This window comes from Ruegeria sp. CDSB114 (assembly GCF_059611025.1).
The window spans coordinates 1-19674 of the sequence record NZ_JBXWOT010000011.1 but is presented as its reverse complement, the minus strand read 5'-3'; the positions used below and the strand labels follow the sequence as shown (position 1 = coordinate 19674).

19 protein-coding genes are annotated in these 19674 nt (G+C 50.2%); 3 read left to right on the top strand and 16 right to left on the bottom strand.

Going from position 1 to position 19674, the window contains the following annotated elements:
• Positions 1-304: 304 nt before the first annotated feature.
• From AC2FIP_RS17885 to AC2FIP_RS17875, 3 genes are read left to right on the top strand one after another with little or no spacing between them, the layout of a single operon-like run.
• Positions 305-1393: a hypothetical protein gene (locus AC2FIP_RS17885; RefSeq protein ID WP_496787534.1), complete on the top strand. Its 1089-nt coding sequence runs from the start codon at positions 305-307 to the stop codon at positions 1391-1393.
• Between the two features lies 1 nt (position 1394).
• Positions 1395-2420 carry an amidohydrolase family protein gene (locus tag AC2FIP_RS17880; RefSeq protein ID WP_496787533.1) on the top strand — a complete coding sequence of 342 codons (1026 nt, stop codon included), beginning with the start codon at positions 1395-1397 and terminating at the stop codon, positions 2418-2420.
• A 54-nt stretch (positions 2421-2474) separates the two neighbouring features.
• Entirely contained in the window at positions 2475-2813 is a 339-nt protein-coding gene (locus AC2FIP_RS17875; RefSeq protein WP_496787531.1) for a cupin domain-containing protein, read from the top strand.
• 263 nt (positions 2814-3076) lie between these two features.
• On the opposite strand, the gene AC2FIP_RS17870 is transcribed toward AC2FIP_RS17875, so the two are convergent.
• The 16 genes from AC2FIP_RS17870 to AC2FIP_RS17795 form a co-directional block, all read right to left on the bottom strand.
• Complete coding sequence (locus AC2FIP_RS17870) at positions 3077-3805, bottom strand: carbohydrate ABC transporter permease (RefSeq protein WP_496787530.1); 729 nt, start codon at positions 3803-3805, stop codon at positions 3077-3079.
• 126 nt (positions 3806-3931) lie between these two features.
• Positions 3932-4870, bottom strand: coding sequence for a carbohydrate ABC transporter permease (locus AC2FIP_RS17865; RefSeq protein ID WP_496787633.1), 939 nt, complete (start codon positions 4868-4870; stop codon positions 3932-3934).
• 28 nt (positions 4871-4898) lie between these two features.
• On the bottom strand, positions 4899-6239 hold the full coding sequence (locus tag AC2FIP_RS17860) for an ABC transporter substrate-binding protein (RefSeq protein WP_496787529.1): 1341 nt from the start codon (positions 6237-6239) through the stop codon (positions 4899-4901).
• A gap of 90 nt (positions 6240-6329) precedes the next feature.
• On the bottom strand, positions 6330-7439 hold the full coding sequence (locus AC2FIP_RS17855; RefSeq protein ID WP_496787528.1) for an ABC transporter ATP-binding protein: 1110 nt from the start codon (positions 7437-7439) through the stop codon (positions 6330-6332).
• A gap of 4 nt (positions 7440-7443) precedes the next feature.
• The gene (locus AC2FIP_RS17850) at positions 7444-8598 is read right to left on the bottom strand and encodes an ABC transporter ATP-binding protein (RefSeq protein ID WP_496787526.1); all 1155 of its coding nucleotides are present in this window, start codon (positions 8596-8598) and stop codon (positions 7444-7446) included.
• A 49-nt stretch (positions 8599-8647) separates the two neighbouring features.
• On the bottom strand, positions 8648-9289 hold the full coding sequence (locus tag AC2FIP_RS17845; protein ID WP_496787525.1) for a glutathione S-transferase family protein: 642 nt from the start codon (positions 9287-9289) through the stop codon (positions 8648-8650).
• Positions 9290-9680: 391 nt separating this feature from the next.
• A complete protein-coding gene (locus tag AC2FIP_RS17840; protein ID WP_496787523.1) occupies positions 9681-10622 on the bottom strand; it encodes a LysR substrate-binding domain-containing protein in 942 nt (313 codons plus the stop codon).
• A 181-nt stretch (positions 10623-10803) separates the two neighbouring features.
• Positions 10804-11481: a DUF1028 domain-containing protein gene (locus tag AC2FIP_RS17835; protein ID WP_496774840.1), complete on the bottom strand. Its 678-nt coding sequence runs from the start codon at positions 11479-11481 to the stop codon at positions 10804-10806.
• 73 nt (positions 11482-11554) lie between these two features.
• Positions 11555-11971, bottom strand: coding sequence for a RidA family protein (locus tag AC2FIP_RS17830; RefSeq protein ID WP_496774841.1), 417 nt, complete (start codon positions 11969-11971; stop codon positions 11555-11557).
• Positions 11972-12042: 71 nt separating this feature from the next.
• A complete protein-coding gene (locus AC2FIP_RS17825; protein ID WP_496774842.1) occupies positions 12043-13335 on the bottom strand; it encodes a flavin-containing monooxygenase in 1293 nt (430 codons plus the stop codon).
• 327 nt (positions 13336-13662) lie between these two features.
• Positions 13663-14697 (bottom strand): YeiH family protein, encoded by a 1035-nt coding sequence (locus AC2FIP_RS17820; protein ID WP_496774843.1) that lies wholly within the window; start codon positions 14695-14697, stop codon positions 13663-13665.
• Between the two features lie 209 nt (positions 14698-14906).
• Complete coding sequence (locus tag AC2FIP_RS17815; protein WP_496787522.1) at positions 14907-15758, bottom strand: NmrA family NAD(P)-binding protein; 852 nt, start codon at positions 15756-15758, stop codon at positions 14907-14909.
• Positions 15759-15840: 82 nt separating this feature from the next.
• The gene (locus AC2FIP_RS17810; protein ID WP_496787521.1) at positions 15841-17331 is read right to left on the bottom strand and encodes an aldehyde dehydrogenase; all 1491 of its coding nucleotides are present in this window, start codon (positions 17329-17331) and stop codon (positions 15841-15843) included.
• 361 nt (positions 17332-17692) lie between these two features.
• On the bottom strand, positions 17693-18847 hold the full coding sequence (locus tag AC2FIP_RS17805) for a hypothetical protein (protein ID WP_496787520.1): 1155 nt from the start codon (positions 18845-18847) through the stop codon (positions 17693-17695).
• A 2-nt stretch (positions 18848-18849) separates the two neighbouring features.
• Positions 18850-19101 (bottom strand): hypothetical protein, encoded by a 252-nt coding sequence (locus tag AC2FIP_RS17800; protein WP_496787519.1) that lies wholly within the window; start codon positions 19099-19101, stop codon positions 18850-18852.
• 368 nt (positions 19102-19469) lie between these two features.
• Positions 19470-19604, bottom strand: a complete 135-nt coding sequence (locus AC2FIP_RS17795) for an SEC-C metal-binding domain-containing protein (protein ID WP_496787631.1) — start codon at positions 19602-19604, stop codon at positions 19470-19472.
• Between the last annotated feature and the right edge of the window lie 70 nt (positions 19605-19674).

Genomic DNA, 19674 nt, shown 5'->3' with positions numbered 1-19674 from the left:
AGAACCACAAGCCTTAATCCCATCAGATCGAACAACTTTGGGCGCTCGAACTGATCTAAAAAGCCTCAGCACTTCACTATCTTTGCACCCATATTTTCGTATTTCTTTAAATGGACCGTGATCCGTTTCGCGACTTTCAACGAGCTGTGGCTATGCACGGAAAAGGCGAAGCAATGCTGTTGTTCTTCGTAATTGCTGCTGAAGATGCCTCTGCGATAGATATTAAAAAATATCATCGATCGCATCAAATCTCCTCCTAAATTGAGCATTTGACGACGATTTTGCCCAGATCAAGGAGGGCCCTATGAATCCGCAGGAAAACAATCCAAGGCTTGGTGCCGAGAACCTTCTAATCAACTGCATTGGTGTGAAGAATGGCGACAGTGTCATCATCATCAAAGAACCCGAGGGGGTAAACTATTATGATGAAGAGGCGCCTGATTTCGTAGCTGAGGTCGCACAGGCTCTTGGGGCGACTGTGACCAAAACAAGAATGGGTGTGCTTAAAGGTCCTGAACATCTGACCGATGAAATGATGGAAACGATCAATTTGGCTGATCATGCGATCTTCTTCTCTCGCATTGGCGATCAGGTTAGATTCACAAAAATCAGCGGCAAGTCCACGAAGACCATGTGTTACGCGTTGGACCTTAAATATCTTGGTTCTCCTTTCTGTACTGTTCCTCATCAATTACTGGAATCGATGCTTGGTAAGCTGGAAGACGCGATTGCCGGCGTGAAAAAATGGCGGATCACCTGCCCTCTAGGCACTGACGTCAGCGGTACGCATGACTATCAGCCACCGGCTGCTGGCACCAAGGCGGGGTTCACTTTGCTGAACTTTCCCATCGGCATTTTCCGGCCAATCAGTTGTTCTGATATGTCAGGGAAGGTTGTTTTGTCCCATTGGCTGACAGCATCCGGCAACAGCACTTATAATCCGGATTACATTCTGTTCAAAAATCCCGTAGTGGCCAATGTTCGTGATGGACGTATTGCCGGATTTGAGGGCGATCCCGAGGCCGTCAAAACAATTGAAGAGCACTATGCGAGAGTTTCTGGCGAGTTGGGAATTGACCCTGATTGTGTGCATTCTTGGCACGCGGGGATAAATGGCCACACATACTACACCGATGCGCCCACAGATAACTTGTGGCGTTGGACAAACCTGACGTTTTCAAGCCCACGGCGGCTGCATTTTCACACCTGCGGAAACTATCCACCGGGTGAAATTGGTTGGTCGATCTATGACCAAACCGTATCGTTTGATGGGATGGATTTCTGGCGTGATGGCAGAATGGTGTTTCTGGACCGACCTGAATTACAAGATATGATCGCAGCACATCCTCGCGGGTCGGAGCTAAGCGAAATTCGCGTCGACATCGGTATTTGAAATGGCTGAAACACAGCAAAGACCTAAGTGGCGCAGCCCCGCCATCGACATGCATTCGCATTACCATGGTGACAGCGTGGTGCAAAAGCTGAGCGAACGGGCAGGCGTTCCGCGTCTAGAGTTGGTTTCAGAAGGCCAATATGATCTGATTACCGCTGCCAAGCGCATGGCGTTCCCTCATACGGATGCGTCATTGACGCCTCGGCTTGAATATATGGATGCGTTGAACATTTCGACGCAAATGATCACGTTTCCTGCCAATATCGGGCTGGACGTTCTACCGCCAAAAGAAGCTAGGGAATTTGTTCCACAGTATAACGATGCATTGGCAGAGATCCGCGGACAGCATCCAGATCGTTTTGTAACGCTCGCAGGTTTGCCGCTTGCCGATGTTGACGCATCAGTGGCTGAGTTGCGTCGGTTACGGCTAGAACTTGGCCATATCGGTGTAATTCTGCCAGCGGGGTACCTGCGCACTCAAGCCCAAATGATGCACCTTTGGCCGATCTTCAAAGAAGCCGACAACCTTGGCTGTCACATTATGGTTCACCCCGGGCCAAATGCGGATGAGTTGAAGGATGTTGTCACCTATTCGGACTCTCAAATGTACCGCGCTTCGGTTCTGGACCTTCAGAACGAGGCCGCGCATGTGGTTGTCACGCTTGCGTTCTCGGAGAACATCAAACGCCTCAGCAATGTAACTTTTCAGATGATCAATTTGGGAGGAACGCTGCCATTTGTTGTCGAACGGATGGAGCATGTGGCGCAAACTAGAACACCTGATGCCATCCCAGATTTTGGCTCCTTGCTGCGGCAGATGTATTTCGACAATGGGTCGATGGGCACTGGTGCGCTTGAATTGGCCGTCAAAAAGATTGGTGCCGATCGTATTTTTTTTGGCACCGATTATCCCTTCTTCCCGACGGATTATACACGAAAAGCTGTAGAAAGCGCCGAGCTGAGCAACGTCGAACAAGAACAAATTCTATTCGGAAACGCCGAAAAATTGATCGCGCAGTATAGCTGATTTTATCTGCGTAATCAGAACTTTACCCAACCCTCAAGACATAAGGATTTACACATGTCAGAACTTATCCAAACTAACAAAGCAACAGGCGAAGGTTCCAAAGGTGCCCCTGATCCAGAAAACGTGATTTCAGGTGCACCTACTTTCACGGCCTGGATCACAGAAAAGACCGACGACCTGATTTGTGGCGTGTGGGAAGCAACTCCTGGTAAGTGGAAACTGACTTGCGACAAATGGGAATACTGCAACATCCTGTCCGGTGTCTCGGTGATTACTGATAAAGATGGCAAAGAGCATCGTTATGAAGCTGGCGACACATTCTTCATGCGTGCAGGCTTTGCCGGTACATGGGAAGTTATTGAAACCACAACCAAAGATTTTGTGGTTGCCTAAAGACTAAACTTCCCCCTTTTGATGCAAGTTCGACAGTACTGGTAGAATTTCCGGATATCTGCGGATCTGATTGAAAGGGGGAAAGAAGTTGAATTGCTGATAAAGTGCGCCAATTTCTCGAGCTGTGCTTAAATCAAACTCCATATTTCCAGGTTTATTACTCGAAACATCCGGCTAGATTCTGCTGGTAGCTTAGAAGATTTCATTCCTGCCGATTTGATGTTGGTGAAGATGCCCGCCTTGGCGGGCACCACAAGTTCACATCACCCCTTGACAGCGCCCAAGGTCAGGCCGCGGACAATGTGTTTTTGTAAAAACACGACGACCAGCAGCACCGGCAAAGTTCCCAACAGCGCGACCCCAGACATCTCGCCCCAACGCACGCCTTGCGTTGTGATAAGACCGGGAATCGCCACTGGGAGTGTCTTGATTTCGTTCCCGCCAAGCAGGAAACCGAACATGAACTCATTCCAGGCGAAAATGAAACACAGAACGGATGTTGCTGTAATTCCGGGGCGAAGAAGTGGCAGCAGGATTTTCAAGAACGTTTGTGTCCAATTATACCCTTCGGTGCGCGCGGCTTCTTCCAGTTCGACGGGAAGATCACGGCAAAAGCTGGTTAGTACCCAGATATAGAATGAAAGGTTGAATGTCAGATACGCTATGATCAGGCCAATTCGAGTATCCAGTAATCCGATCTTGGAATAGATCAGAAAGAACGGAATGACGAGACAGACCGGCGGTGCCATACGCGTTGCAAGAATGAACAAGAACAGATCGTCGTGGCGCCACATTTGGTATCGCGAAAATGCGTAGGCGGCGGGGGTTCCGATCACGATGACAAGTAAAGTGCTGATGCCTGCGACGGCAATCGAATTTCCGAGGTACTTGAGAAAGTCATGCTCTAGCAGATACCGGAAGTGATCCAGAGTTGGCGTAAATGTCAGAACAGCGGGGCGCGCGAACATCACTGAATCTGGCTTGAACGCCATACTCCACATCCAGAATACCGGAAACAATATCAAGAACATGTAGCAAACGATTGTTGAAGTTAAGATGATGCTTCGAAAAGTCTGAGCGCGAGTCATTTGCACGGTGCTCCTTGTGTTTGATAAGGTTCAAAACGCATTGAGTTTCTTCTTCGCGTACTGATAGAAAACGTTGCAAAAGAGGAAGAAGACGACCCAGATTAGCACTGCGAGGGCGGCAGCTTCGCCAATATTCCAGAATTCGAACACTGTTTTGTATCCAAATAGTGAGGGGGCTTCGGTTCTGGATCCGGGTCCGCCATTTGTCAGCAGAAAGATCGTGTCGAAGACTTTGAAGGCATCAATCAAACGCAACAATCCGATTACAAAAAGCAATGGAGCCATCATCGGCAGTGTGATCTTGAAGAAGATCTGAACCGAGTTTGCGCCATCAACAGCCGCTGCCCGACGTGGGTTGGGTGGAAGTGATTGCATACCGGCGTAGGCCGCAAGCATCATAAAGGGCGTCCATTCCCAGACGTCGACAAATATGATCCCGATAAGGGCAAAACTTGGCGAGGCAAATAGGGATGTATCGCTAAGAATGCCTAATGGCTCAAAGATGGTGGTCGAGATTAATCCCCACGATCCAGCAAACATAATTTTCCAGACCAAGGCAACAATGATGGGGGCCATCATCGTTGGAATGAACAGCATCGGCACCAGAAAATCACGCAGGTAAATCCGCTGGCTTAGCATGACAGCGCCAAGCAATCCGAGCATGAACTCAAGCGGTACTGCGACTGCAACGAAGACAAATGCAACCCACATACAGTTCCAAAACCGCGGGTCACTGAGAAGCTCAATGTAGTTCGCGAAACCTGAGAAATCACCGATTTGTGCATATTTTGTCTCATGTAGTGAGATGAACACCGCATAGAGGAATGGGACCAGAGCGACCAAGCAGATCGCAATCATCGACGGGGCGATCAGCAAGTAAGGATACCATGCAGAATAGTCTCGCCGGGCACCCAATTTCTTGGAGGCCAAATTCGCTCCGCCTTTGTTTATTACAGTTCCATCCACCATCGGATTCACCTCAATTGTCTATGCCAGATTACTTACAAGGGTTGCAGATTGCTTCGATCTCAGCCTGCAGCGCTTTTGCACCTTCCGATGGTGAAAGTTCCTTGATGCCGATCTGCTGTAAGGTTCTGTTCATGGCATCAGTAATTTGCCGAAAGTCAGACAATTTTGGGTGTGCATGGATACCTTCAAGTGATCCGGCCATTGCCTGATACAGTTCGGCACGAACCGATTTGGTAATCGTGTCTGAACTGAAATCACTTGTCCGAACAGGAATGCCGGCACCTAAAGCCAACAATTTGTCCTGAGTGCTGTGTTCGATCATCCATTGCAAAAACAGGTAGGTTGCTTCCGGATTTTTCGAGTGAGCGGAAATTTGAATGGCTGATGGCTCACCCGCGGAAAAATATTGCTCTGCACCTTCGCGTCCGGGGGATGGAGCATAACCAAACTTACCAGCAAATTCAGATTTGCCTTCGTTGTCGATGCCCAGAACGAAATCGGACCATGCCAAAGATTGTGCCGCAATTCCGTTGCCCATAACCGTCGGAACGTCGATCAGCGAATATTCAGCCTGACCAGGAGGGGAGTACTGCCAAAGATCCGCCCAAGCCGTCAGGCCAGCAATGACTTCCGGCGTATCCGCTGTTGGGACGCCGTTCTCGTCAAAGAAATCACCGCCGTAGTTTCGGACAAAGACATTCCAAACACCGTTAAAGGTCGTCCCGCCGTTCAGGCCTTCAAGAACAATTCCGTAGAAGTCGTTTTCGATGGTTTCACCTGCAAGCTTTTCACCGGCCTTGCGTGTAAAGAACTCGGCGGTATCACGCAGTTGGCCAAGCGTTTCTGGCACCGCCAGATCGTAACCGAATTTTGCTTTGAACGCGGCTTGCTCATCTGGGTGCTGCATCAGGTCTTTGCGGTTCCAGTAAACCAGATTGTAGTTCCAGCTGAGAAAACCAAAGGTTTCACCGTTGTGTTTCGCGTAGGATGACCATGCGGGATCGCTAAGATCTTGCAGATCCAGTTCTGGGTTGAACAGAGCGGGATCAGCCATGAAATCGTCAATTGGCCGGACTACGCCTGCATCCAAAAGAGCACCCAGTTGAAACCCGTGGTTCATGACGGCATCATACTGACCGCGACCCGACAACAAATCCGCCTGACCTTTGTTTAAAGTCTCAAAGTGATTAAGCAGATCATATTGGACAGTGATGCCGGTCTCTGCCTCAAATTCGGAAATCAACTTGGCAAATTGCTCCTGAAGTGGCGTCACCTCATCAAGAATCCGGATTGATGTCCCATTGTAGGGTTCTGCCGCCTCTTTTAGCGACCATCCCATCACAGGTGACGCCAGAAGCGTTGCTGACAAAATTGCCGTCATTCCTGTCGTTAAGATGCTGGTAGTTTTTCTATTTAATTGCATGAGCTTGACTCCCCAAATTTGATTTTGCTACGCGGTTTATCCGCTGTGACCGATGAGTTGGTCACTTTCTGTATCGAAAACCAAAACGGCATCTGCGTTGACCGAGACACTCACATGTGCGCCCGCTGCAAATGGTTCTGGTTTGCTGGTCTTGATCTGCAACCGCAGACCTTCAATTTCGGCGGTAATGACCGCAAATTTTCCAAATGGCTCCCAAGCATACACAGATGCTTCAAATGATGATGATTGGCTCTGCGTGTCGACTAGGGTCAAGCTGCCCGGTCGCACACCCAATGTGGCCATGCCCCCAGGTACGTCCTTTAGGCATTTGGCGCCCAAGGAAGTAGGCAACTCGATCTGACCGCCACACCATTCGAAAGCCACGCTATCGGCGTTCTGTACAATCTTGCCTTCAAGCAAATTCATCGCCGGATCACCTACCAATCTTGCAATTTCTGTTGTAGCAGGCGTGGCATAGATTTCTTCCGGCGTGGCCAATTGCTGTATCTTACCGTCGATGATCACGGCAACTCTGTCGCCAATCGCCAAAGCCTCCATCGCGTCCGGGGATATCCACAACGTTGGGACGTCTTTGGCTTTCTGACGGCGTCTAATTTCGCCCCGTATGAGGTTGCGCAGTTTGGCATCTAGGTGCGAGATGGGTTCATCGAGAATATAAAGTGCTGAATCCTGAACCAGTGCGCGGCATAGCGCGACACGCTGCTTTTGCCCACCGGACAGTTCGCTTGGTTTCCGGTGTCCCAGATGCGCAATTTCGGTCAACTCAAGCAATTCCGTTACGCGCGATGAAATATCCGATGCGGAACGATTTCCAGTTTTTCCGGGGGCCCTCAGAGGGAATGCGATGTTGTCGAAAACGCTGAAATGCGGATAAAGTGCGTAGGATTCAAACATATGCGCAACATCGCGATGATTAGCTGCGTAATGGGTAAGATCCTCACCCGCCAAGCTGAACGAGCCAGTGGTGGCAGTCTCTACACCAGAAAGCATCCGGCAAAGGGTACTTTTCCCGGCACCTGACGGGCCGGTAATCGCAAGGATTTCGCCGGGCTGAACCGTCAGGTCGATGTCATTGACCGCAATTTCATCGCCGAAAGTTTTTGTAAGAGATCTAATGTCCAGCATTGACCTATCGACCCCCTGCATCTGAATTTAGTCGGTTGAGGTTTTGACCCGAAATCTTGCTGAACAAGCAAAGATCATCAGGATTGAATGCCAGTCGAACGTGATCGCCTTTACGCAGTGATGCCGACGTCCCGTTATCCAGATCAGCAAATATCCGAAGCGGATCGGCTACGATTTCGCGTGACTTAGTTTCCAACACGATCATGTTCGTGTCACCTCGGTGTTCTCGAAAGAAAACACTTCCTTCAAATTCACCTAGAGGTTTGGTAGCCTTGGTGGTGTTGGCAATGCGCATTCTTTCAGGCCGCAATCCAGCAACCACTTCAATCTCGCCCCTTTGACGCAAAAGCCTTGTCAGCTCGGCGCTAAGCGGGGATGCCCAACCGCTGCCAAGAAGCGTCAGATCACCGTTTTGATCGGTCACCGTTGCATCCAGCAAATTCATCGGCGGCTCCCCGATGAAGGTCGCCACAAAGGTGTTTGCTGGATTGTCATAAAGTTCTTGAGGGGACCCAAGCTGCTGCAACACACCTTGGTTCATGACAGCGACGCTATCGGCCATGGCAAATGCTTCGGTTTGATCATGGGTGACCAGAATAGATGTTAGGTTCTGTGACTGCTGCAGGTGGCGAATTTCTGTTCTAAGTCGGATCTTCTGATCTGCATCCAGATGACTGAGCGGTTCATCAAACAAGATGACATCTGGCTCCCGGATCAACGCACGGCCAATTGCGATCCGCTGTTGAGCGCCACCACTAAGCTTTTTGACGTTCATATTGCGCAAATCATTGAGATGCAGCAAATCTAGCATTTCGTTGACGGCCGCCTTGATTTCCGCGTTAGGCAACCCCCGAATGCGCAGTGGGAAGGCTATGTTTTCAAAGACGGATAGATGCGGATAGAGGGCGTAATCCTCAAAAACCATCGCGATATTTCGCTCACCCGGCCCGAGGTGTGAAACTTCGCGATCCCCGAATTTAATGCTGCCACCCGTGATATCGTTAATGCCCGCCATCATCGACAATGTGGTTGTCTTGCCGCATCCCGATGGACCCAATAGCGCCAACATCTGCCCGCTTTCACAGGATAGATTTAGATTATCAACGGCCTGAAAATCACCATATGATTTCGACACGCCACTAAGACAAACCTCGGTCATTTTGTTACCTTTGAAGAAAGAAGTGAGTGGAAATCTTTAGTGCGCTTCATCACGAAATGCTCTGTAGCCAAGCTACATTTGCAGATCGGACATTTTCGCTTATGCGGCCGATAACCGGGTCTGCGTTAACTGCCGCACGCCATGCCGAAACCTTTTCTCCGTATGAAGGTGCGCGTCCGAAAAGCGGCATCAAAAGATCCGCCATGATGAACGCTCCGGGAAAGGCCAGATCCGGCAACGAAATCTCTTTTCCGCACATAAAAGGATCTGGATCAAAGAGGCGCTCGAGCATATCCAGATAGGCTTGGAATTGATCCAGAGACGCATCAACAACGCCCATGTCGCGCGTCTGTTCGTTGATGTGTGGGAAGACGCCTCGAATGTGGGGCTCTAACCACATGTCGTGATAACGACACAGGAATCTTTGGCGGGCGCGCTGAACCGGATCAGCCGAAAGCAAAGGGTGTTCGGGATAAGCATCTTCGATGTAGTTCGCGATTACATCCGACTCACCAATACAAAGGTCGCCGTCCACAAGCCCGGGAATTGTGCCAAGCGGCACCAGCTTTTTCCACTCGGGCGTTCCGTACCCACCTGGTGGTTCTTTTAGTGTGTAGCTCAGTCCCTTCAAATCCAACTGCATCTGGATTTTGGCACTGTAGGTACTAAATGGGAGTGAGTAAAGTATCACGCGACGTCTTCCCGATTATGACTCGTCTCTCTTTTTCGACGGAGTATGTCTTAATGTTTGATCCCATTTTTGAGATCGGACTGGATTCAATATTTTCCAACCTTCGGAATACATATTCACCAAAGTACTGGAGTCTTGGGATGTTTGCGGAAGGATACAGGTCCCCTCTGTCATCCAACACGTTGCGTGCTCTGAAACAGCCTACCTTCAAAGAAACCTTCGGAGAAACAATGAAAAAACGATTCATTAGTTCATGTTTTTTGAACTAGGAACGCTGAAAACCAAAGCTTACAATCGAAACCCTTAAGCCTGTCGGCCAGAGTGGAAAAATTTCAAGATTGGATTGGTGCAGAACACTCACGTCAAAGCCGAGTCTGCGTCATTTCAAGTTTTATCCGCTCGGTTCGGATACAACTAATCGTTGAATTACTTGGTCCGTAAGATGTTCACGGCAATAGTCAATGAATGCCTTCAAAGTCAGAACGTTCTCAGCATTTTCACTTGTTACAAGCCCCATATTGAGCGACCTAACATCCCCAACAATCGGTATGAAGCGCAGGCTTTGACCGTCGGATGCAACATTAGGGACAGGCCGAATATTAGCGATAGAATACCCAAAATTGTTTGCTACAAGACTGCGCATCACGGCCATATCGCTTGTACGTTCCGCAACGAGAGGTTTAACTTTGGCATTGTGAAAAAGCGACAGAAAATAATCCATACTCAATGGAAGATCGTGCAAGACCATTGGATACTTATGAAGTTCCTTGATCATCACAGTATCGCGTTCTGCTAGAGGATGCGTCTTACTTGTCAACGCAAAGGGTGGCAGTTCAACCAAGGGTACAAATTGCAAATCTGGTGGAATATCTAAATCATAGGTAAGCGCTACATCAATCTCTGCTTCGCGGAGCATATTGAAGAGTTCAATTTGGTCACGTTCGAGCTGATTGACTTTGACATCTGGATATCGATCTTCAAATTCTCGACGTAAACCCGGAACGATAATACGTGCGAATGTCAAAAGGCAGCCTATCGTTAGTGGTCCCTGAACTTTACCAGTAATCTCACTCGCCAAATGCGTCAGCGATACTGCAGATGTCAGTAACGCTTTGGCTGGCACGATGAACTGTTTGCCTGCCTGTGTCAGCGATAAACCGTGAGCATGCTTGCGTACGAAAAGTTGGAAACCAAAATCTGCCTCCAGCTGTGAAATGGCTGACGATATGGAAGGCGACGATGCGTTCAGATTTCTTGCCGCAGCAGAAATCGATCCTGCCTCACCCACAGCAACGAAATATTCGAGCTTCCTCAGTGTAACACGCAAAGTCATGTCAACGAAGTAGCACCAAATCCGTCCTTTGCAAGGACTAACACCAAAATTGACGGGCCGAACAAGGCGCTTTTTACCAGCGTCCTGGTTGTTAAACTCCACTGCTCTCGCGGTCGCTAACTATAGATTAAAATGGCTTAACAAGTGTTGATACGGTTTGAACAATCGCGACCGCCGGCGGTCACTTGTCGCCCGGGACGCCATAAGATGGTGCCATCTGCGGATCGAGCGCACGTTGAGTATAGGCGTCCATCTGTGGTTTATAAATTTCCCAAAGTGTTGCAATGGTTTCGATCGGGCAGGTGTCCTGGTTCCAGTCGCAGCGCAGGTCGGCTATTGGCCAACTTACGTTATCAACGATTTTCATACCGGCCGAGTGGACTGGCCCTGCTTCGCCGCCCGCGGCCAATCCCGCGCGCATTGCAGCTATCAACCGATCACCAATATGACCTGTAGAAGAAAGGAACCCATCTACAATTGCCTGCGGAACGCCGTCGTTGTTGAGCATGTTGCCACCCGACGCCACGTTCTGCTCACGTGCCTGAGTCCAGATGCCAAGGCTTTTCGGCCCGGAATGAATCGCGGTTTTTCCCACAGCATCCACAGCCAGAATCTGCCTGTATTCAGTAAATCTACTGCGGGCTTTTGCTTCCTCCACAGCCTGTTCGGCAGTCATTCCCGCCTCCATCAGATCCAACGTAAGAGGGCCAAGACTTGGGTCGGTGACGTTTTGTGTCGCTACAGCTCCAACTCCGGCCCGGGCAAAAGAGCACCGTGCCGCAACAGCCGGAGAAGACGACGAAACCGCCAAACCGAACATGCCTGTGTCCACACAGCGCGCAACCAGCGAGAATGTCATAATATCTTCCTATGATTTGGTTGTGGCCAGGTCGACGTTTTCCGCGAGCATGGCATTTTGTCTAGCTTAGAGATCAGTCCGGAATAACGGCGGTGCCATCAATTTCGACCAACCAATCGGGTCGGGCCAATGCTTGTACAACGAGGCCTGTAGAACATGGATGAACGCCTTTGATGTATTCTCCCATTGTGCGGTAAACATCTTCGCGGTGGCGCACATCGGTAATATAGACGACCACCTTCACCAGATGTTCCATGCCGCCACCTGCCTCTTCAATAAGCTGTTTGATGTTTTGCATCACCTTGTGGGTCTGTTCTACGGGATCATGGCTTTCGATATTCTTCGCATCGTCCAAATTTTGGGGACATTGACCGCGCAAATAGACGGTCTTGCCACCGCTTGTGACAACTGCCTGACACAGATCATTGTCGAGTTTTTGTTCGGGATAGGTCTTCTTGGTATTAAATTTCCGAATTCGAGTATGTGCCATTTGGCGCTCCGTCTTTTTGTTTTCGAGATCAGCTCTGCAGAAAGGGTAGGGTGCTCGATCTGGCGAACCGTTTATGTGGCAACAGGGAGTTCAGGCGAATTCAGTTCCCGCTCTGATATGCTGGCATAGGCCTGGTAATGGCGCTTCGTCGCAATTTGATCCGCGATGTGTTTGGCGTCATGCCAAACACCCCAGATGAATGTTGATCCACGACGCGACTGCCAAGGCAGGCCAAGGAAATAGATTCCCGGCGCCGTTGACACTCCGCGCTGATGTATCGGCGTGCCTCTTTCGTCGAATGTGTCTGCCTTGATCCAAGAAAAATCCTGACGGAACCCCGTGGCCCAGACAATGGACGTGATCCCCTCGGCTACAAAATCCAACTCGCGGATCGGCGTTGTCACGCACTCAGGCTCTGGCCACGCTTTGCGCGCATCGGGTTCTTCCGGAAGGTCAATCCCGGTGCTTTTGACATAGGCATCGGCCGCATCAAGCATCTGATGATAATTGGCGTCACCATTTGCGATGTTGGTTTTCAGATCACCTGCAAAGGTCAGTTTTCCATCGTCATGGGTTTGGGACATGCCAAGTAGAGTTACTCCTTCATTTGCAAGACGGCGGAAATCCATGGTCTGGCCCCCATAAGCACCACTGACCGAGATCGTGACATGTTCTTTGCCCGGCTCCATCGCTGGCACATCCCAAAGCCCAAGCACACCCAACCACCAGCAAAAGTCACGGCCACGATAGGCCCGTGGAGGGCGATCATGTGGCCCCACGGACAAAAACACTTTGCGCCCGGCACGGTTCAATTCATCGGCAATCTGTGCCCCGGAAGACCCGGCACCCACAACCATCACGGCGCCTTCTGGCAATTGCTTTGGGTTGCGATAATGGAAGGAATGTATTTGATGAACCGGAGAATCTTCGGGCACAATTGGCGGAATGACCGGTTGTTGAAATGCACCTGTAGCAGCCACGATGCGGGTTGCTTCGATCACACCGTCAGAGGTTTCAACGCGGTAACCTTCTTTGCCCGAAAGCGGTTCTGCCTTGATAACCTCGACTCCGGTGCTGACTGGCGCCTTGATCATCTTTGCATAGTCGTTCAGATAATCCGCGACTTGTTCTTTTGGGACGAATGCATCTTGGTCATGGCTTTCAAACTCTAAGTTGGGAAAACGGTCGTGCCAAGCTGGCCCATTCGCAACCAGTGAATCCCAGCGACCCGTGCGCCATGCTTCGGCCACGCGGTTCTTTTCAAGAATAAGGTGTGGCACACCATTGTTACGTAAATGTTCGCTCAGGGCGATACCTGCCTGCCCGGCACCAACAACCAGTGTATCTATCTTCCTAATTGACATGTTCGAATTCCTAATAGGTGTTGATTGTCATTTTTCGTCATGCGGGCGGATTGAAACCTTGCAATTCCTCCGTCTCATTCCAGCTCAGCGAAAGTATTGATCTGCGTCCTGCAAAGGCGCGGTACAGTTCCTTTTCCACTTAAGAATTGCAGCGTGTTTGCCACCACATTTTCACGCATGCGGTTGGACGCAGCTGGCTTTCATGAGCTTGTGAATAGTGAATTTCATATTCTTACGGACTGCGAAATTACTATATCACTTATCCCAAGTTCGGTTTCTTTGAACCTTATCGGACCAAACGGATACGACATCAGACGCTGTCTGCACCTACTGGGCCATCAGTCTTTGCCCGACGAGGACGAATATCGCGATGAGAGCGGTTTCTGCGACAATGATGCCGATGGCTTGGTGTCCGACACTCAAAATTGGCTTTATCGACGTCTTCATACCCACGGCCGCGATGGCAACAAGAAGTGACCATCGCGACAAGTCGGAAAAAAGCTCCACCAGCAACAGCGGCAATAGATCAAAGGAATTCAAGGTTGCAAGCGCCAGGAACCCCAAAAGGAAGTGGGGGATAAGTGGGGGGCGTTCATCCGTGGCACCCCATTGCTCTGCATTGCCAGCCCGTTGCGCGAGCGAGATCAAGATAACAAGTGGGGCAAGAAGGGTTACCCGAAACAGTTTGACCAGTGTCGCAGTTTCGCCGGCTTCCTGAGAAACGGTGAACCCTGCGCCAACGACCTGCGCGACATCATGAATAGTGCCGCCAAAAAACACCCCGGTTTCGGTATCGGTGAGGTCTATAAAATCGGCAATCACCGGATAGGCAATCATTGCCAAAGTACTTAAGACGGTGACGCAGAGAATGGTGAACAGTAGATTTCGGTCAGAGTTCTCGTTTCTTGGAAGAACGGCGGCGATAGCAACGGCTGCAGATGCACCGCAGATCGCCACTGATCCACCGGTCAGCAACCCAAACCGCCAACCTCGACCAAGAAGCCGGGCCAAGAGCAAACCAAAAAGAATTGTCACCACCACGGCCGCTAAGACCAAAATGACGTTTGACGCACCTACTTCGGCCAGTAGCCCAAAACTGATACGAGCCCCCAAAAGTGCGACACCTATCCGAAGGACCGTTTTGGCCGCGAATGTTATCCCGGCTGAACAGCTTTCTTCCTCGGACAGAAAATTAAGTGCAATCCCCAGCAGCAAGGCCATCAGCATTGCGGGCGAGCCATACTGCCGCGCTAAATATTCCGCAGCGACGGCCACAACAATCGCAACGATAAGGCCATGAAACAGCCCTTCCTTGGCAACTATTCGCGATTTCAGGTCGGGGTAAAGTTCATTGGCTTTCATGGTGCTGCCTTGTGGCCCTCAGAATGCAAGATTCCCGTCAAGGCGCTTCGGAAAACACTCGGATCAAGCATTTTACGAAGCACTATACCGAAGATGTTGGCGGTTTGAACTTGCCGGAACGCGGTGCTTGAAGAGCAATTTGTTCCCGGCAAGCCAGTTGATTTGGTGCCCCGCGCCCACGTTACCCTGAGACAGCGAGGCCAAAGGCCTTAGCTGGCCCAGCGTTCGGCGTTGTTCTCTACGAACTGCTTGAATGTAACGGGTTGGCGACCTAGCACTTTCTCGACAGTGTCCGTCACTTCTTCGGCGTGACCCTTCACAACCGCTTGGTTCAGGCTGAGCATGAAGTCGACAATAAACGGCGGAAACTGCATGTTGGTCATTGCTTCAACTGCAGCGTCGTCTGACACGGCTACATATTGTGACTGCTTGCCCAACACTTCATTCATAGTCGAGACGGCATCCGCGTATGACAGGTTTTCGCGACCCGTAATTGTCAACGTTTGCGATTTGTATTTTTCTGGTTCTTGAAGAGCCGCCGCAATAACAGCCGCGATATCGTTGGTGTCCACCCAGCCAATCTTGCCATCAGCTGCTGGCAGGTAGATCGTGCCGTTATTGTAGTCATTGCCATAAAAGTTGAAAAAGTTCTGCATGAAGAACTGCGGCGCAACAATCGTGTAGTCAATGCCACACGCCCGCAGGTCATTATCGGTTGCGCCTAACAGGCCCGGAGCCTTCAAAGATGCATCTTTTCGTGCAAGAGACGTGCTAAGCCGGACAATATGTGTCACGTCGCTTTTATTGGCAGCGGCAAGAAAGTTTTTGCCCCACTGCACCATGTCAGGGTCCGTCGGAATGACCATGAGTACTTTGGAAATTCCTTCCAGAGCACTTTCGAGTGACTCTGGGTTTGCAAAGTCCATTTTTCTGGATTCGACACCATCAATCGTTTCCTCGAACACCCCTGCAACGACGTCAACATTTTGTTGGCGCAATTGCGCAAGTACGTGGCTGCCTACGTTGCCGTCGGCAGTCGTGATCAGAATTTTGTCGCTCATTGGGATATCCTCTAGTGGGTTGGTGGTTATGATGGCCGCCCTGTTGGACAGTGATCAGGCCTGAAGTATTGTGTTCTTGTTATCAGTATTTGACCCAAACGGTTTTCAGGGCCGTGTACTTATCAAGGGCATGCAATGACAAATCACGCCCGTTCCCGGATTGCTTGATGCCACCAAAAGGCGTCATAACAGACAACGCATCAACGGTGTTCACACACACGGTTCCTGCGCGCAGTGCGTCGGTAAGCCGGTGCGCTCGTGACAGATCGTTGGTCCAGATCGAGGCAGACAATCCATAGATTGTATCGTTGGCAATTCTTATTGCCTCTTTCTCATCGTCAAAAGGAATGATCGCCAGAACAGGGCCGAAAATCTCTTCGCGGGCGATGGTCATATCATTGTCTACATCCGCAAAGATTGTTGGCATGATAAAGTTGTCCGAAGTGCCAACGCTGACCCTCTCGCCTCCGAATTTCAACGTTGCTTCTTTGCGACCCGTTTCGATGTATTCCATGATGCGGTCCGTTTGGCGTGAATCAACAATCGCACCCATTTTAGTGGCAGGATCGAATGGATTGCCGGGCATGCGTTTTGCGGCACGTTCGACAACCATCTCAGTCAGACGTTCAACAAGCGGGCGTTCAACCAGCAACCGGGAATTGGCCGAACAGATTTCGCCTTGATTGAAGAACACGCCCTCTGCGGCCATATCTGCAACCGCATCCAAATCTGAAACGTCAGCAAAAACGATGTTCGGGCTTTTTCCGCCACATTCCGCCCAGATGGGCTTCATGTTCGACTGACCTGAGTATTCAAAGAAATATTTGCCAACTTCGGTTGACCCGGTAAAGCCGAGGCAATCCACATCCATATGAAGCCCAAGCGCTTTACCTGCTGTGTGTCCAAAGCCTGGGACAACATTGAACACACCATCAGGAATGCCGGCTTCTGCCGCCAGTTCTGCCAGTTTTAGCGCAGTGAGCGGCGATTGTTCTGCGGGCTTAAGTACGATGGAGTTCCCTGCCGCCAGTGCAGGGGCCGCCTTCCATGTCGCCATGTTGAATGGTGAATTCCATGGCGTCACTAAGCCAATCACGCCCAAGGGTTCACGACGTACCATGGCCAGATCACCCTTGGCGGTTGGTGCGATTTCATCGTAAACTTTGTCGATTGCTTCTGCGTACCACTGCCAAACATAGGCGGATCCGGGGATGTCAATGTTATAGGAGTTGCCAATCGGCTTGCCCATATCAAGAGTTTCCAGCGCGGCAAGTTCTGCCTGATTTTCGAGGATCAATTCCGCCAGACGCAGCAGTATCTCTTTGCGACCACGCGGGGTCATTCCGGACCAAACACCGCTCTCGAATGCGAGTCTTGCTGCTGCGACGGCGAGGTCAATATCTTCTGCATCACCTTCTGCAATCTGGCAGATGACGCTACCGGTAGCCGGGTTCACGCAGTCAAATGTTTTACCGGATGCGGAGTCAACGAATTTGCCATCAATGAAAGCATGTTGATGAGGTGCTAGGGTCGCAGCCAGCGTTTCCCATTCTGTCAGTGTCTTGATAGTCATTATTGATGCCTCTCAATTTTTTGCCCAAATATTGGTGCATTCACAGGGTAAATCGGTAAGCATCAAATGGCCCACGTTCACTCTGGTATGAGTTGATCAGGATAAACGGCAAACGCGTCGTTCATTACTTGTTTGCTTAGCTAATCGACCGATAGCACCCCGAAAAGTTCAATTCTCAGAAGCATGACTTCGGCAAATTCAAAGCTAAACCCAGGACAGAAAACTTGTCATTTTCGAAATCTTGGTCACAGTAAATTGGGCAGTAGATCCATTTTAACCGTATTGCATGCTGGCCTGATCATGAGAGCGATGGACCTCTCTTAGCGAATGGCCAAAATGTTCTGTTAGACAGGAACGGAACTCAGTACTCGAGTTTTCCAGAGGGCCCCAGGCCCACTTTTTGGGCTGGGCTGGAAAAGATCCTGGAGATGTAGGGATCACTATCCAAAAGTTCTTTGCCGCCCTCTATGCGCTCTGGGTGCAAAACACCGTCTTCCCACACTGCGACACCATCAAGTTTGACGGTGGGGTCTATAACATTCAGGGAAATTTCCCCGGGCGCATGCGTTCCGCAGGTATGGAAATGCAAAACGCGCGGATTTCCAAATGCACCGTTGCTCCAGCGGTCGAAAAAATCACGGGCCTCGTTGACATAATCACACCCTGGATGAATACCTGCGTGCCACGAATGGATGTAGTTGCGCTCCAGATCAAATAGCTTTGCTACGTGATCGTAGTGCCCTTCAACCGCTTTCACATCTTCGTCGCTGCCTTCGAATTTTGTAATCTGGTGGCCGTCGAAATGAACAAAGATCTTGTCTTTGATCTCACATGCCGGTGGATCGTAAACCTGCGACCCAGTCCCGACCAAAAACCCGACTTGCGCGACCTTACCAGTGAAACCAACCGGAGGGATCGGAGAGAACACAGAAACCGGGAACCGCTTTACGGTAGTTTCACCGCTTTCGTCCGGGAAATTCGCGCCCGGTCCTTTGAAATCTGTACCCTCGGCGCAGGTGACGTGTATCACCCTCGCATTCGAAAACGCGTCATTTACAAGGCCCCTCAGGTTTTCGAATGCTCGATAACTGGCCTGACCAAAAGAGGATCCAAGCATCTGACCGTCCAGGGCATATGACATGATCGAAAACGTCCCTTTCACGCTCTGCCGAAAACGAAGTTGATCGCCCAGGCGCGCGAAGAAAATGACACGATCGAACTTTGACATCTTCTCGGTGAGCGCTGGACTTGGATCTGTGACGACAGGATTAAATGGCAACTCAAGGACTTCGACCTCCTTACATAAACGCTTCGCGACTCTTGAAACTTCTTCAACAGATCGCTCATCGTAATAGCTGTCGCACTCAGGTTCCTTGATGATCAAAACTCTTGTTTCTTGGGTGACCTCACCACAGTTCAGCAGAAGGTTTTCTGCCCCTTTCCGGATATCTTGAATATCAATGTTCATCATGTGGCCTTGTGTAGGATTGCAAGCCGTCTGGTCATTCGCCGTCATCATCATTCTCCATTGGGGTCAAATCGACCAAAAAGCATCGACAAACCAAAACATTTGACAAAACAGAAGGCGGCGGTCGTGATCCATGCCTCGAAAAAGGCACGGGTGGTTGTGACGACTTCCAAGGTTTTGAATGTCAGTTCCTGAGCAGAGATCGGGGATCCGGGCGGGCCGCAACTCACAACATGCTCGCCCGATCCGACCGTGAGGCTTACATTCTTGAGTGCCTGAAACGTACCGTAATGTATATTCATATTTTACGCTCTAATAACGGGAAGAAAAGCACTCATATTGCCTCGTTGCGCATAGTAAATCCACATATAAAGCATATATGTGCATACAAAAATGTCAACAGAAATCATTCCGCCTTTTCTCGCATGATAGGAGATACCCGGTATCCAAAGTCCGAAGGGATGGTGGATTGGTGATCGCATTAAGTTCGGGCTATAAGTCCATGAGAATGCATATGTGTAACGACTTGCAATTATCCTGAGTTTGGATTGCAAACATCGTGACTTTTCGCTCGAATTAACTGCGACTATCCGGGGTGCCAAACTCACATTAAATGCGAATGAGATCAGATTACGTGCGACGCGATTGCAATCATCCACCTTGGATCACATTAGGTGCGAACGGGTCTTTGCAGCATGGAACGTCGTCCACAACACTGCTTGAACTTCTTGCCTGACCCGCAAGGACAGGGTTCATTTCGGCCGGTTTTCCCGCCCTGATGTGTGAATGTCCCGGAAGTGTGAATCCCGGAGGCAAAATACCCACGGAATCGGTCGGATGATCTGACCGTCGCGGAGCAAAATTCCGCAGTCTGA

What these genes read in the sequence shown, in the direction of transcription:
- AC2FIP_RS17825 (WP_496774842.1), bottom strand. Translation starts at nt 13,335, where the DNA reads ATGTCAATTAGGAAGATAGATACACTGGTTGTTGGTGCCGGGCAGGCA.
- AC2FIP_RS17815 (WP_496787522.1), bottom strand. Translation starts at nt 15,758, where the DNA reads ATGAGCGACAAAATTCTGATCACGACTGCCGACGGCAACGTAGGCAGC.
- AC2FIP_RS17800 (WP_496787519.1), bottom strand. Translation starts at nt 19,101, where the DNA reads ATGAATATACATTACGGTACGTTTCAGGCACTCAAGAATGTAAGCCTC.
- AC2FIP_RS17820 (WP_496774843.1), bottom strand. Translation starts at nt 14,697, where the DNA reads ATGAAAGCCAATGAACTTTACCCCGACCTGAAATCGCGAATAGTTGCC.
- AC2FIP_RS17850 (WP_496787526.1), bottom strand. Translation starts at nt 8,598, where the DNA reads ATGACCGAGGTTTGTCTTAGTGGCGTGTCGAAATCATATGGTGATTTT.
- AC2FIP_RS17880 (WP_496787533.1), top strand. Translation starts at nt 1,395, where the DNA reads ATGGCTGAAACACAGCAAAGACCTAAGTGGCGCAGCCCCGCCATCGAC.
- AC2FIP_RS17855 (WP_496787528.1), bottom strand. Translation starts at nt 7,439, where the DNA reads ATGCTGGACATTAGATCTCTTACAAAAACTTTCGGCGATGAAATTGCG.
- AC2FIP_RS17805 (WP_496787520.1), bottom strand. Translation starts at nt 18,847, where the DNA reads ATGACGGCGAATGACCAGACGGCTTGCAATCCTACACAAGGCCACATG.
- AC2FIP_RS17810 (WP_496787521.1), bottom strand. Translation starts at nt 17,331, where the DNA reads ATGACTATCAAGACACTGACAGAATGGGAAACGCTGGCTGCGACCCTA.
- AC2FIP_RS17875 (WP_496787531.1), top strand. Translation starts at nt 2,475, where the DNA reads ATGTCAGAACTTATCCAAACTAACAAAGCAACAGGCGAAGGTTCCAAA.
- AC2FIP_RS17885 (WP_496787534.1), top strand. Translation starts at nt 305, where the DNA reads ATGAATCCGCAGGAAAACAATCCAAGGCTTGGTGCCGAGAACCTTCTA.
- AC2FIP_RS17870 (WP_496787530.1), bottom strand. Translation starts at nt 3,805, where the DNA reads ATGGCGTTCAAGCCAGATTCAGTGATGTTCGCGCGCCCCGCTGTTCTG.
- AC2FIP_RS17835 (WP_496774840.1), bottom strand. Translation starts at nt 11,481, where the DNA reads ATGACATTCTCGCTGGTTGCGCGCTGTGTGGACACAGGCATGTTCGGT.
- AC2FIP_RS17840 (WP_496787523.1), bottom strand. Translation starts at nt 10,622, where the DNA reads ATGACTTTGCGTGTTACACTGAGGAAGCTCGAATATTTCGTTGCTGTG.
- AC2FIP_RS17830 (WP_496774841.1), bottom strand. Translation starts at nt 11,971, where the DNA reads ATGGCACATACTCGAATTCGGAAATTTAATACCAAGAAGACCTATCCC.
- AC2FIP_RS17865 (WP_496787633.1), bottom strand. Translation starts at nt 4,870, where the DNA reads ATGGTGGATGGAACTGTAATAAACAAAGGCGGAGCGAATTTGGCCTCC.